The organism is Dongia sp. (assembly GCF_041905885.1).
Classification (GTDB): domain Bacteria; phylum Pseudomonadota; class Alphaproteobacteria; order Dongiales; family Dongiaceae; genus Dongia.
This window is the reverse complement of record NZ_JAYRKD010000038.1, coordinates 1-12,326: the sequence shown is the minus strand read 5'-3', so window position 1 is coordinate 12,326 and position 12,326 is coordinate 1. Positions and strand designations below refer to the sequence as shown.

General features: G+C 66.0%; 11 protein-coding genes. 2 read left to right on the top strand and 9 right to left on the bottom strand.

The window, feature by feature from the left end; translation table 11 throughout:
- Window positions 1-4 precede the first annotated feature (4 nt).
- The 6 genes from ACH2CY_RS25730 to ACH2CY_RS25705 form a co-directional block, all read right to left on the bottom strand.
- Window positions 5-1,660 carry a hypothetical protein gene (locus tag ACH2CY_RS25730; RefSeq protein ID WP_395022727.1) on the bottom strand — a complete coding sequence of 552 codons (1,656 nt, stop codon included), beginning with the start codon at window positions 1,658-1,660 and terminating at the stop codon, window positions 5-7.
- A 229-nt stretch (window positions 1,661-1,889) separates the two neighbouring features.
- Entirely contained in the window at window positions 1,890-2,855 is a 966-nt protein-coding gene (locus ACH2CY_RS25725; protein ID WP_395022726.1) for an MBL fold metallo-hydrolase, read from the bottom strand.
- A gap of 14 nt (window positions 2,856-2,869) precedes the next feature.
- Window positions 2,870-3,874: a methyltransferase gene (locus tag ACH2CY_RS25720; protein WP_395022725.1), complete on the bottom strand. Its 1,005-nt coding sequence runs from the start codon at window positions 3,872-3,874 to the stop codon at window positions 2,870-2,872.
- Between the two features lie 265 nt (window positions 3,875-4,139).
- Entirely contained in the window at window positions 4,140-4,592 is a 453-nt protein-coding gene (locus tag ACH2CY_RS25715; protein ID WP_395022724.1) for a hypothetical protein, read from the bottom strand.
- A 119-nt stretch (window positions 4,593-4,711) separates the two neighbouring features.
- A complete protein-coding gene (locus tag ACH2CY_RS25710; protein ID WP_395022722.1) occupies window positions 4,712-5,104 on the bottom strand; it encodes a hypothetical protein in 393 nt (130 codons plus the stop codon).
- A gap of 175 nt (window positions 5,105-5,279) precedes the next feature.
- Window positions 5,280-5,846: a hypothetical protein gene (locus tag ACH2CY_RS25705; RefSeq protein WP_395022720.1), complete on the bottom strand. Its 567-nt coding sequence runs from the start codon at window positions 5,844-5,846 to the stop codon at window positions 5,280-5,282.
- 152 nt (window positions 5,847-5,998) lie between these two features.
- On the opposite strand from ACH2CY_RS25705, the gene ACH2CY_RS25700 reads away from it, so the two are divergent.
- Complete coding sequence (locus ACH2CY_RS25700; protein WP_395022719.1) at window positions 5,999-8,260, top strand: tetratricopeptide repeat protein; 2,262 nt, start codon at window positions 5,999-6,001, stop codon at window positions 8,258-8,260.
- 29 nt (window positions 8,261-8,289) lie between these two features.
- Here ACH2CY_RS25700 and ACH2CY_RS25695 read toward each other — a convergent pair whose 3' ends face one another.
- From ACH2CY_RS25695 to ACH2CY_RS25685, 3 genes are all read right to left on the bottom strand, one after another.
- Window positions 8,290-8,655, bottom strand: coding sequence for a VOC family protein (locus ACH2CY_RS25695; protein WP_395022718.1), 366 nt, complete (start codon window positions 8,653-8,655; stop codon window positions 8,290-8,292).
- 113 nt (window positions 8,656-8,768) lie between these two features.
- Window positions 8,769-9,833 carry a hypothetical protein gene (locus tag ACH2CY_RS25690; protein WP_395022716.1) on the bottom strand — a complete coding sequence of 355 codons (1,065 nt, stop codon included), beginning with the start codon at window positions 9,831-9,833 and terminating at the stop codon, window positions 8,769-8,771.
- Window positions 9,834-9,838: 5 nt separating this feature from the next.
- Window positions 9,839-10,858 (bottom strand): hypothetical protein, encoded by a 1,020-nt coding sequence (locus ACH2CY_RS25685; RefSeq protein ID WP_395022715.1) that lies wholly within the window; start codon window positions 10,856-10,858, stop codon window positions 9,839-9,841.
- A gap of 545 nt (window positions 10,859-11,403) precedes the next feature.
- On the opposite strand from ACH2CY_RS25685, the gene ACH2CY_RS25680 reads away from it, so the two are divergent.
- A complete protein-coding gene (locus tag ACH2CY_RS25680; RefSeq protein ID WP_395022714.1) occupies window positions 11,404-11,589 on the top strand; it encodes a hypothetical protein in 186 nt (61 codons plus the stop codon).
- Window positions 11,590-12,326: the final 737 nt, after the last annotated feature.

Here is a 12,326-nt window from a genome sequence, read left to right as displayed (position 1 = left end):
CCGGTTACTGCACGCCCAAAGTACAGCTGCCCCCCGAGCAGCTCGTCGCGGTCTTCAGGCCGGGACAATCCTTCTTGCCCGGGGTGCCGAAGGCCAGCTGCGCCTGGTTCGCGTCGCCGACCAGTTTCTCGACGGTGATCTCGAGCGGCGCCACCTTGTCGCAAGCCTGCGGCGAGCGAACGCTGACGAAGGCGGCGGCGCTCGCAATGCGCGGCTGCTTGTTGCCGAACTGATCCTGCGGGATGGTGAGCAGGCCGATCTGCCGCCCGTTGCTGCCATCGGCATCGGACACCCAGGCGCCCCAGGCCCCGTTGTTGGTGATCCAGAGCCGCAGCTTGTAGGGCTTGTTGAGCTCCCAAGCCCAGGGCAGGCTGCAGACCACCCAGCTTCCGATCTTGTCGTCGGGATTGGCCAGGAAATCGCTGATGCCGCCCGTCACCGGGTAGTCGAGCATGCCGCGCTCGGTGCAGCTGCCCGGCGCGGCGCCGCGGATGCCGAAGACAAGGCCGGGAAAGGAGCCGTTGTAGTCGAGCGGGAACTTCAGGACGCTGCCGTTAGGCAGGGTCATCGCGAGGCGCTCGGGAACCTGCGGCACGAAAGCGATGAAGCCCGGGTAGGTGAAGCGCTGGTCCAACTGGGTCAGCGGCGCCGCATTCATGTTGAAGGATAGTCCCGCCATGCCGGCGAAGGTCGAGGCGCTCTTGACCGTGACGGTGGCGTCGATGTTGTAGAGCGGTGCGTCGATGAAATCCTTGCCGCTGCGAACCACCGGTACCGAGGCGACGATCCCGAGCGGGCGCCGGATCTCGAAATTGGCGTAGGTCGGGCTCGCGTTCGAGGCGTCCCAGAGGCCGTAGCGCGTCCAATCCGGGCTCCGGACCACCTGGACCAGGCCGAACAGCTCGTTGGGGTCACCCGAGACATAGAGGAGCTTGCCGGTCCAGGCGTTGCCCTTCAGCTCAGCGATCTGCCAGGCGGTGGAAGTCGGATCGCTGGGGTTGGCCGGGCGGAGCACCAGGCGCGGGTAGAAGTCCGAGAAGGCCAGGCCGATGCCGGCAATGTCGCCGGCCGACTGGCGCTGCCAGATCGGTGTGCCGACCGGGAGGTATTTCCGGCCGCTCCCATCCTCTTTGCCGCCGAGATAGATTCCTTGCCAGGCCGTTCCGTCCTGGTCAGTCGCCGCGACGGTGCCGAGCACCCAATCCTTGTCGTTCGTCACGGTCGAGGCATCTTCGATGGTGCGGTGAATGATGAAGCACGGCCGGCACTCGGGAAGCGTCGTGTCCAGCTGCTCCAGGTAGATCCGGTTGAACGCCGAGGGAGTCTGCGATGCGACGAAATCCAGCTCATAGGTCTTGTAGTTGCCCCAGCGGATCGGCGGGATGGTGAGGATTCCGTCATCGACGCGGGTGTTGACGCCGTTGACGCTGTCGATCTTCGAGGCCTTCACGCGGGTCGCGTTGTTGAGCACGTACTTGCCGTTGTGCGACGTGAGGGTAGCGAAAAAACGCGTGCTGTCGGAGAAGGCTTTCAGTCCATCAGGGCTCAGCGCCTTGGCGGCCATGAAGGAGTCGTTCTGGGTTTGCGCAACCGCGCCTTGCAGACCGAGGAAGGCGCTGGCCAATACCGCAAGCCCTGCGAGGAGTGTTCTGAACAGCATGATAGGTTCCCCCATTGCCGATGGAGGGCAAAATCGCCCAGACGCCAAGCCGGTTCCTGGTCCCCGTAGGAACGATGTCTGGTACCACAGATAGAGAGACTGCATAAGCGCAAAGTCGACCGGAGGTAGTAATTCTTTATGATCCCGCCGACGGACCTAACGCCCGTCCTGCTGGGTGGGGCATACGGGCGTGTGTGTGCGGTATGGCCGACCGCGCGGCCGCCCGCTGCTACAACCGGTAGTATTTTCCGACCGCGCTGGGCACCACCGCGCTGCCATAGGCGTCGCTGAGCGCATTGACGGCGCGCCAGCCGGTGCAGTGGCCGGCGGCGATCAGCTTGAGGTCGAACTGCGCCAGGGCCGCGACCGTCTCCGGGATGATCGCCTCGGTGAGGCCGGAGAGATGGAAGCCGCCGAACACGCCGTAGAGCGGCACGTCCGGAAAGCGCGCCCGCGCTGCCAGCAGCACGTTAATCAACCCGGCATGGGAGCAGGCGGTGAACACGACCTGGCCCTTGCCGGCGACGTGGACCGAGACGAAGCGCTCGTCCGGCAGGAGCTCGTCCTTCTCCCAGCTGCCGTCCGGCTTCTGGCGATGCTGGCCCGGCATGCCGCGCTCGAAGGCGGTCACGCGTGGAATCTCGCCGCTGATATGGAAGGCGCCGTCCAGGGCCGACTGTTCGTCGCGCGTGACCACCACGTCGCCGCCGCAACCCGCGAGCACGTCGACGCTCGGCACCTTCTCCATCGGGAAGATGCCGCCGTCCTTGGTGCGGGTGCCGCGCAGCGCGAACATTTCCGGATGCAGGTAGACCGGCACATTCCTGCCGCCGTTCGCCTGCGTGATCATCTGCAGCGCCCGCGGCATGGCGCCGCCGTGATCCCAATGCCCATGCGACAGCATCATGGCCTCGACGCTGCCGAGATCGACACCGAGCCGCGTCACGTTGCGCTCGAACACCCATTCATCCGGACCGGTGTCGAATAGGAGAGTGTGCGACGTGCCGGCGGTCTTCGTCGTGATCAGGCAGGAGAGACCATGCGCGGCACAGCAGAGGCACTTGCCGGAAAGCCACTTCATCCCGTGCCGCCGCAGGAAGGCGAACTCGGTCTCGACGAAATCCGGGTTGGAAGAGAGGGAGTCGGTTGTGTTGTCTACCAGGATGGCGATCTCAAGCGCTTCGACCGGTTTCATGCGAAAACTTTCGTTCAGAGCCTGGTGGCGACGATGGCGCCGCGGCCGCTCGGCAGGCGCAGCCGCCGGACCGCCCCGCAGCCGGCTTCAGCAAGCCACGTGCGATGCGCGCTTTCGGTATGCGCGCGGCCTTCGGTGTAGAAGTTGAGGAAGGTGAGGTTGAGATAGACCGCTTCTTCCGGGCCGAGCCGGTTGTCGTCCAGGATGCCGCCGCCGATGATGTAGAGTGCGCCGCCGGGGCGGAGGCCTGCGGCGGCGTGGCGGATCGCCCGGGCCGCTTCGTCGGGGCCCAGCACCTGTACCAGCGCCCGCAGGATCGCGGCATCATATCGCTCGGGCGCGAGCGGTGTTGCGACGATGTCGCCGGCCTCAATCGTCACGCGCTCGCCGCCCGGCGTCGCGCGCAGCAGCGGCTCGATCAGGCCGGCGCAGCGCGGCAGCTCCAGCAAGGTCCCCTGCAGCGCGGGAAAGGCGGCGCAGAGCGTCGCCACCAATCCGCCCGATCCGCCGCCGATGTCGATGACCGCGCGGGCGGCGCTGAAGTCGAAGACCTGGAGCAGATCCTTGGCGGTGGAAATCGTGCCGGGATGCAGCTCCGTGAACAGTTTCAGCAGCGCTTCATCCGGCGCCTTCGAGAAGTCATGCGCTGCCGCCGGTGCCCCGGCATGGATCGACTGCGCCGTCTTGAGATCGGTCTCCCAGAGATGGGCGGTGAGTGCGTGCATGCTGCCGCGGTATCGCGGACGCCCCTCGACCAGGAAGGTGTCGGCCTCCGGCGTATTGGCGAAAGCGTCGTCGGTGCGCTTCTCCAGCAGGCCGGCGACCACCAAGGCATGCAGCAGCCGTTGCAGCCGTTCCTCGCCGCAGCCGATGCGCGCGGCAAGCGCCGCCGTGTCCAGCGGGCCGTCGCCCAGCCGGGTGAAGACGCCGAGTTGCAGGCCGGCCATCATCGCCAGGGCCGCCGGCACTGCGCCTTCCAGCCGATCGATGGTGTCAGGCCTGATCGTTGCATCCGTCATCGCGGTTCCGGTGTGGGTCCCGTGGGGGTTGCGCGTTCCTGTGGGGGTCGGGTGGGGGTTATGCGCAGCGGTAAGCCTGCGGTCGGGGTTGCGCGTTTCTGTCGGGGTCCCGTCGGGGTGGGCGATGCAATGCACTTGCCGCGATTTTCGACATCCGATGATTGTACCGCAAATGTTCTCGGGCGGCAACGCGCGCGTGTCATCTTGGGAAGCGCCTGCAATTCGGCCCGTGTGCGGGCTCAGCGCGCTGCGCGGCGCAACGTGCCTAGCTCTTGAGTCCGGCGAACTTGAGGACCGCCTTCACCCGTCCCGGTCCTCGATCCTCGCCGCCGGCAAGATCGCCGCGCAGGGCCCGGAGGGCGTAGCGCTCCTGGTTGATCTCGTCTGCGGTTCTGAAGCCGAGGCGCCTCAACACCGGCACGGGCGGGCACCAGCCCTGGACGGCGTGCTGCAGCAGGAAGGCGGTCACCAGCGCCGGCAGGATCAGCCAGCGCCGGTCGCCGGTCGCGCCGAGCACCACGCCGGTGAGGGCGAGTGTAGACGCGTTCGCCTCGATCGCCCGCTCGATGTCCCATTCCCGATCGAGCTCATCGAGACGCTGATCAATTTCGTCGGGATGGTCGGCGTAATGACGCAGGCCCGCGACCATATCGTCCCGAATCCGCGCGTTGACGTCGGAACTCGTGTGGCTGGAAACGCGTCGGGCTGTCGAAACCATTTGGAAACCTCTCGCTGCAGGGCCAGGCCGAGCGCTTTCCGCCGCGCCTTTGGCGCAGAGAGCGGCACTAACTCGTCAGCAAACCGGCGGGCGGCCGGGTGGTTCCCGCCGTCCGGGTCTCAGCGCAGGTCGAGCAGCGTCGCCGGACTCTCGCCGCCGGTCGGCTGCTTGACGCCGCCCGCGCCGCCCATCTGCAGCGTGGGCTGCTGCAGGATCTGCACGGCGTCCCTGCCCGGCTTGATCGGACGATGGTCGGCGACGCACTTGTTGTCGTTGCACCAGACCGAGGTGCCGCCGCCCTTGCCGTCATGCACGAAATAGCCGTTCACGCCGCCGCCGAGATCGCCGACCGGCATGCAGTCCTTGTTGCTCTGGCAAGCCTTGTCCCAGTTGGCCTTGGTGCCGCCGACCTGGCGCACCTCGGCCAGGGCCGTCGTGGAAACCAGGCTGAGACCGATCACGAGGCCGGCCGCGAAGCTGCCGGCGATACGGGGACGCGAAAACCATTCCATGTTGCTCTCCCTTGTCAGCCCGGCGAGACAGCCTCGCCCGGAGCAACAGACGTGTCGCGTCGCGGTGAAGCCGCGTTCAACGGATTCCGCAGCGGCAGATCGCAAAGCGGTGAGCGGCAATTGCCTCAAATCACCGAGAAATCGGCGTGAGGCCGGGACAAGGTAAGAGTCCGCGTCAGCGGCCCAGAATCCGCAGGCTGGCGCGGGCCTCTTCGCTGGTGGTTTCGAAGATGAAGGCGTCCGAGCAGGGCGCCTGCAGCACCGTCAGAGCGGCCGGTTCGGGGTTGGGCATGATCGTGGCGCTGGGTCCGCGCAGCGGCAGCATCAGGCCCTTTCTCGGATCGGTCAGTGCGATCAGGAAGGGACCGGAAGGCATGCTCTCCGGCTCCGAGAAGGTGGAGTTGTCCCAAGTGACGGTCAGGGCTTCCGGCGCCTTGCCGACCAGCACTTCGTCGACCAGCACGTCGAACTTGGCATAGTCGGTCAAGAAGCCGCGATCCGTCAGGTAGAATTCCTTCAGCTCGGGTGAAATGCCCGGCTCTTGCGCGCGCTTCTTCATCTCCTCCCGCCAGGCCTGGTCGAGCACGATGGTGTAGTTGGCGATGCGCCCGATCACGACAACATCCGCATACTTGATATCGGCGGGTTCGAGCGGCGCCACCGCCATGCAGGCCTGCGCCGGGGCAGCGGCGGAGGTGAGGGCGAGGAGCAAGGTCGCAAGCAGGGCGGCGCGAAGGCCCATGGGGATTTCTCCAGGAACCGGCGGTTGAGGATCGAAGCACCGGGCATTGTTGCCGAGGAACTATGGCCGGATGATGGCCTTCACGGGCGACGCGCGTCTTGACGCCCCGCATGGGATCGTCGAAAACGCCAGGGACCTGGGAGTTGATGGCGATGCGACGTTTGACGGCGCTGCTGGTTGCAGCCGGATTGAGCCTCTTTGCCGGCGCCTGTTCCGACGGCACCGAGGAGGCGGATGCCTGTGTCGATGCCGCCGATCGCGCGCTCGACACCGCGCTCAACCTCTGCAGCCAGGCCATCGACTCCGGCGCGCTCTCCGACGCGAACATGGTGCGGGCGCTGGTCGGCCGCGGCGATGCCTATGCCGGCAACGGCGAATCCGATCGCGCGATCCAGGATTACGGCCAGGCGATCAGGCTTAAGCCGGGGGAGGCCGCAGCCTACAACCAACGCGGCATCGCCTATGTCGCAAAGGCGGAATACGATCGGGCGATCGAGGATTTCAGCCAGGCGATCCGGTTGATCCCCGACGCCGCCGTGCCCTATCGGAACCGCGGCATCGCCTATAACAAGAAGGGCGAGCACGATCAGGCGCTGCAGGACTTCGACCAGGCGATCCGGCTGGACCCGCAAGAGGCTGAAAGCTATGAGGGCCGCGGCAACGCCTATGACGGCAAGGGCGAGTACGACCGCGCCATCGCCGAGTATGACCAGGCGATCCGCGTGAAGCCGGATTACGCGGTGGCCTATTGCGACCGCGGCCGTGCCTATCTGCAGAAGGACGACTACGATCGCGCGATCCAGGATTTCGACCGGGCGATCCGGCTGGACCCGGGCCTGTACGAGGGCGTCTACAACCGCGCGCTGGCCTACAACGCCAAGGGTGAATATGTCCCCGCGATCCGGGACTTCGACCAGGCCATCCGGCTGAGGCCGAACGATGCCGACAGTTTTCTCAATCGCGGATTGGCTTACAGCATGACGGGCGACTTCGACCGGGCGATGCAGGATTTCGGTCAGGCGAAGCGGCTCGCGCCTGCCACCGCGGCGCTCTACAAGAGCCGTGCGGCGGCGTATCTCGTCCAAGGCGATTACAACCGCGCGGTCCAGGATGCCGATGAGGCGGTCCGCCTCGCGCCGGACGACGCCGGGGTCTACTATAGTCGCGGCCTCATCCATGAAACCCAGGATGACGCCCAGGCGCTGGTGGATTACGACCAGGCGATCCGCCTCGACCCGAAATACGTCGACGCCCTTCGTCACCGCGGCAGGGTGCATCTCCGCCGGGACGCCTACCGGGAGGCGATCGCGGATTTCGATGCGGTGATCGAACTCGGGCCGGATGATGCGGATGCGTATTTCAGCCGGGGCCTCGCCTATGCCAGCAGCGAAGAATACGATCGGGCGATAGCGGACTACGACGCGGCGATCCGGCTGAAGCTGGACGATCCCCAGGTCTATAACGCGCGCGGCGCCGCCCATGTCGCCAAGGAAGCGTTCGACCAGGCGCTCGCGGACTATGATCTCCTGGTCAAGCTGCTGCCCAATGCCGGCGACGGTTTCAAGGGCCGGGGCATGGTCTATGTCGGCAAGGGTGACAACGCGCGGGCGATCGAAGCGCTCGACCAGGCGATCCAGCGGGATCCGAACGATGCCTGGAGCTATGCGCTGCGCGCCGCCGCGTATTCGGACCAAAAGGACTACGACCGCGCGATGGCGGATTTCGACCAAGCGATCCGGCTCGACCCGGGGAATGCGACCAGCCACTACGGGCGCGGCCGGGTTTACAAGCTGAAGCAAGACTTCGACCGGGCGATCGCGGATCTCGACCAGGCGATCCGGATCAATCCGGACTATGCCGATGCCTTCTACGAACGCGGCCGGGTCTATAGCCGCAAGGGCGACTATGAGCTGGGCATCCCGGACCTCGAGCGGGCGCGTCGGCTGGACCCGGATGAATACACGGATAATGCATCCTGGAACATTGGCGCGGCTTTGTTCGGGCTGGGGCGGTTTGCGGAGGCGGCCGAGGCCTTCGCGCACTCATCGAACGCAGATGTGATGCAGGGCCATACCGCGATCCTCCTCTATCTGGCGCGGATGCGCGACGGCAAGGACGGCGCAAGCGCACTCGACACGGCGGCCGACGGCCTCGACCTCGCGGCGTGGCCGGGGCCGATCCTGCGCTACTACCAGGGGCGCATCACCGCGGCGGAGTTGCTGAAGGCGGCCGAGAATCCGGACCCGAAGACCGCCAACGAGCAGGACTGCCAGGCCGCTTACTACATCGGCCAGCTCGAGCTGATTGCCGGCCGCCTGGCGACGGCGCGGCAGCGCTTCGAGCATGCGCGCGACGTCTGCCCGCGCAACTTCATCGAAAGCGCCGGGGCGGCGGCGGAGCTGGGGCGGCTGTAGCCGGTCGAATCATCGCCGCGCCGCTGCGCCTATTTCTTCTTGAACTCGAAGAGCTCGATCAGGTTGCCGGAGGGATCTTCGAGAAGCCGGGCGCGGCCGGCGCCGGCTTCGCTGATCTCGCCCCTGAACCGAGCGCCAGCCTCAGTCAACCGGCCGATCAGCGCGTCGATGTCCTGGGTGACGATCATGAAGCGATTCCAGCCGCCGGGCTCCGGCCTGCCGCCAGCGCTGCCGCCGCTTCCGGCCCCCGGTGCGCTCAGGTAGAGGGTGAGATCGTCGCGCTGGAGCGCCGCGAACTTGCCGGGATTGTGCATGTCCACCGCGAAGTCGAGGCGATCACGGTAGAATGCCACCGCGGCGTCGATGTCCGTCACGATGTAGCGGATGGATGCCATGACGCATGCTCTCTCGCCGTTCAGACTATTCCGAGCGATGTCGCCCGCAATCGTCAAAACAAAAGCAGCGCCGGGGTTGCCTCCGGCGCCGCAGTTTCCAGATTCCAGGAGGCTCAGCCGAGAACGGCGTTTCCGAAGCCCCCGGCGACCGGGTTGAAGCCGCCTTGCGGTGCGGTCAGGAGCTCGACCTGCAGGGAGGGGCAGAGGAGCTGGCGTGCGGCCACGTTGGAGTTGAAGTCCAGCGTGATCGAGCCGCCGAAGTCGATCCACCAGTCGGCGCTGCAGGCGACCTCGAAGACGACGATCCGGCCGGGGTCCACGGCGATGTTGCTGGCGGAGAGATCGAAGCTGCCGACAAGGTCCACGGAATTGATGCTGCCCGGCGCGCCGAACTCCGAATAGCCGGCCTCGGTGTAGACCTGGCCCATCTGCTTCTGCTGGCTGCCTTGGTAGTTGATCGTGGTCGTGCCCATGTAGACCGTCAGCCTGGCCCAAGCCTCGATCCAGGCGCTGCCGGGGAAGAGCCAGCCCGGCTCGGCGGTGTCGATGAGGAGACCGTTCGCAATCAGGCTGGTGCTGCAGTTGATCACCGCCAGGAAGTCGGAGTTGTTCTGCCAGGCGAAGAAGAACTTAACCACCACGCTGTCATAGGCGGTGTTCCGGTCGCTGGTGTAGAAGAACTTGGCGAAGTTGTTGAACGGCTCGGTATGGGTGTCGCTCAGCATGCCGACCGGCGTCGCGTAGATCAGGAACGGGGTGCTGATCGGGATCGTCGTGGTGAGATGCGGCTGGTAGCGGATGTGCTCCAGCGCAGCCCGGGTGTTGGCGATGCCCGCCTGCTGCCGCTTGATGATCGGCGCGGCCTTCTTCGCCGCGGCGGCGGCTTCCTTCTTCAGGACGGCGCTGAGCTCGGCCTGGTTGCCGGCCAGGACCTTGTCGATCTTCCTGGCATCGAAGGCGGCGCCGGCGAACTCGGTCCGCAACTGCCTGCCGAGCTTGCGCCGCAGCTTTGCCTGCTTCGACTCCCGCTCCATCTGCAGCAGCTCGAGCTCCGGCCCCTTGCGGTCCTTGATCTTGTCGATCAGCGCCTTCACCTGCTGCTTGTCGAGCTTGACCGGCGCGGTGCCGGTGCCTTTGGTCTTCGCGGTCTTGGCTTTTTCGAGCTGGATCCTTTTCATGGCACTCACCTCCCGATGACCGATGTGAAGGGCTCCAGCACGAAGGGCGGCTGGAGGCTGGGGCCGGGCGGCGTCAGCAGCTCGATGTTCAGCGCCGGGACGATCACCGAGCGGTCGCCGCTGGCGAAATCGATGTCGATGCTGCCGTCGTCGATCGAATAGTCGGCGATGAAGGCCACCTCGAACACGGCGATCCGGCTGCCCTCGACCTGGATGTTCGCGGCGCTGAGATGGGTGCTGGCGGAGACGTCCCGGTCGCCGACGGCGCCGACGTCGAAGATGCCGCCGCCCTCGGCGCTGATGGTGTCGATGTTGGCCTTCTGGCCCTGCTGGAAGGAGATGGTGAGCGGGCCGATGAAGACGTTGAGCTCGGTCCGCAATTTGACCCGGGCGGTGCCGCCGGTAAACCAGCCGTCCTCGGCGGTGTTGCGGACATGGCCGTTCACGATCACGTCGGCGCTGCAGTTGAGGACCGCCAGGAAGTCGATCGGATTCTGCCAGGCGAAGTAGAAGCTGATCTTGGCGGTCCGGCCGTCGGTGTTCTGGGTGACATGCAGCGACGGCTTGGCCACGTTGTTGAACGGCGCGATGCTGGAATCCTCCAGGAAGCCCGCCGGCCGGGCGCCGATGAAGAACGGCGTCGCCACCGGAATGGGCGTCGTGAGGTAGGCGGTGCCGGCGATCTGCTCCAGCGCGGCGCGGGTGTTGGCGAGGCCCGCCAGGCGCTCCTTATGCGCTTGCGCGTATTCCTTGGCGGTGGCGGCGCGGTCCTGGGCGAGGCTCTTCTTGAGCTCGGCGTGATTGCCCTGCAGCGCCTTGTCGAGCTTGCGGAGATCGAGCCCGGCGCCGGCGAACAGCGGCCGCAGTTGCTTGCCGAGCTGCTTCCTGATTTTGCCGCGCGCCTTCACATCGGCCGACATGAGCTTGGGGCGCTTTCGATCCTTGATGGCATCGATCGCGGCTTTCGCCCGCGCCTTATCCAGCGCGAGGTGTTTGTCGAGTGTGATCGCTGACTGCTTGGACATTCCGCTCTCTCCCTGAACTCGTGAACTGAGAAGACTCTCAGACTGAGCCGAAGTCGAGTGGCGAGGGCGGATGCTGCGAGCCGTTGCAGGTTCGGTCAAGCGACCACGCTCTCCGGAGTGACGTCGGTCACCCGGTGTTGGCGCTTCACACACAACGGAGCGTGTCGGGGCGAAACAGGTTAGCGGCGGCATTAAGCAGAATATGCGGCTATGCGCTTCCTGTGTGCGTCCGGCGGAGGCGCGGGCGCTCGGCGCGGGGCGGCGCCGCATTTGCCGTCGGCGCCGCAGTCACGTGGACAGAGTAGGCCGCGACGCCCTGAAGGACCGGCTGCGCGCCTTCGTCGCCGCGGCGGGGCCGGTGGAGATGCGGGTGGCGGCCGGCGGCAAAGTGAGGCCCGGCAGGTACCGAAATCAGCGCTTCCGCACAGCCCGGTGCGCGAAATCGCGGGACAGCGGAACGATCCATCGACCGCCGGCCTTGCTCAGTCGAAGGCCGATGCGCATCTTGGAGGCGGGGTCGGTTCGGAACATTCGAGGACAGGGCTATGAATCTTCTCAACCTCGCGCGCTGCGGTTTCATCGGCATCATTGCGCTTCTGGCCGCTGCCTGCGCGCAACCGATCACGACCACGAGCGCGACGTCGTCCGGGTCGGATGACAACGGCGCCAATTGCGGCGGTACCCCGATCAACAAGGAAAGCTGCATCAACAACCAGAACCGGATGCCGTAGCGCTCCGATCGCCGGGCTGCAGCGGCGTCCCGGGTCCCAGGCGGATCCGGCGCGCCCGGCTGCATCGCCCCCAGACAGACGGGCCGCGACGGAAGGATCTGGCCCAGGCTCGCTAAACCCTTGCTGCAATACGCCGAACAGGACGAGGCGGGGGCGACCGATGGTCGATTCCGTCTGCGTCCTGTCTGCGTTGGCGATCCGTCTGCGTTCGCCCTGGGTCGTGCGATCCGTCCGGGTCGGGTCCGGGTAGTGCGATCTGTCTGTGTCCGGTCTGTGTTGATCGTTTGTGTCGGGGTCCGGTCGGGGTCGTGCGATTCTGTCGGGGTCCGGTCGGGGTTAGCGAACCGCTCAGCCCGCGCGGCACCGGCGATACCTTTACCGCCGGTGGTCGCGTTGAGGCTGAAAGGTCGGCTCAAGCGCTTGAGGCCGCAGGCGAAACGCCACCGCGCGCGCACGAATGCGATTCTCTCCCGGTAAAGGCCCTGTAAAGGTTCGCCTTGCTTGGCGCACGGCCAACGCGCGGGGCCGACTTTCAATACATCACTCACGATGTCAAACAGCACGGCGATTATAGCAGGATGCGTGCGGTTTGTCCGGTATGGCGTCGGAGGGGTGACGTAAGAGATTTTGTGTCAGGGCAAGGAAGGGGTACTCCAGATGTGAACTGCCAAGCACACAAGAGGAGCACCCCCATGCCACAGCAAGCTGCGACGATCACGAGTTTACCACTGGCTTTT

Coding starts and splice junctions, on each gene's coding strand:
- ACH2CY_RS25730 (WP_395022727.1), bottom strand. CDS start 1,660: ATGCTGTTCAGAACACTCCTCGCAGGGCTTGCGGTATTGGCCAGCGCC.
- ACH2CY_RS25725 (WP_395022726.1), bottom strand. CDS start 2,855: ATGAAACCGGTCGAAGCGCTTGAGATCGCCATCCTGGTAGACAACACA.
- ACH2CY_RS25720 (WP_395022725.1), bottom strand. CDS start 3,874: ATGACGGATGCAACGATCAGGCCTGACACCATCGATCGGCTGGAAGGC.
- ACH2CY_RS25715 (WP_395022724.1), bottom strand. CDS start 4,592: ATGGTTTCGACAGCCCGACGCGTTTCCAGCCACACGAGTTCCGACGTC.
- ACH2CY_RS25710 (WP_395022722.1), bottom strand. CDS start 5,104: ATGGAATGGTTTTCGCGTCCCCGTATCGCCGGCAGCTTCGCGGCCGGC.
- ACH2CY_RS25705 (WP_395022720.1), bottom strand. CDS start 5,846: ATGGGCCTTCGCGCCGCCCTGCTTGCGACCTTGCTCCTCGCCCTCACC.
- ACH2CY_RS25700 (WP_395022719.1), top strand. CDS start 5,999: ATGCGACGTTTGACGGCGCTGCTGGTTGCAGCCGGATTGAGCCTCTTT.
- ACH2CY_RS25695 (WP_395022718.1), bottom strand. CDS start 8,655: ATGGCATCCATCCGCTACATCGTGACGGACATCGACGCCGCGGTGGCA.
- ACH2CY_RS25690 (WP_395022716.1), bottom strand. CDS start 9,833: ATGAAAAGGATCCAGCTCGAAAAAGCCAAGACCGCGAAGACCAAAGGC.
- ACH2CY_RS25685 (WP_395022715.1), bottom strand. CDS start 10,858: ATGTCCAAGCAGTCAGCGATCACACTCGACAAACACCTCGCGCTGGAT.
- ACH2CY_RS25680 (WP_395022714.1), top strand. CDS start 11,404: ATGAATCTTCTCAACCTCGCGCGCTGCGGTTTCATCGGCATCATTGCG.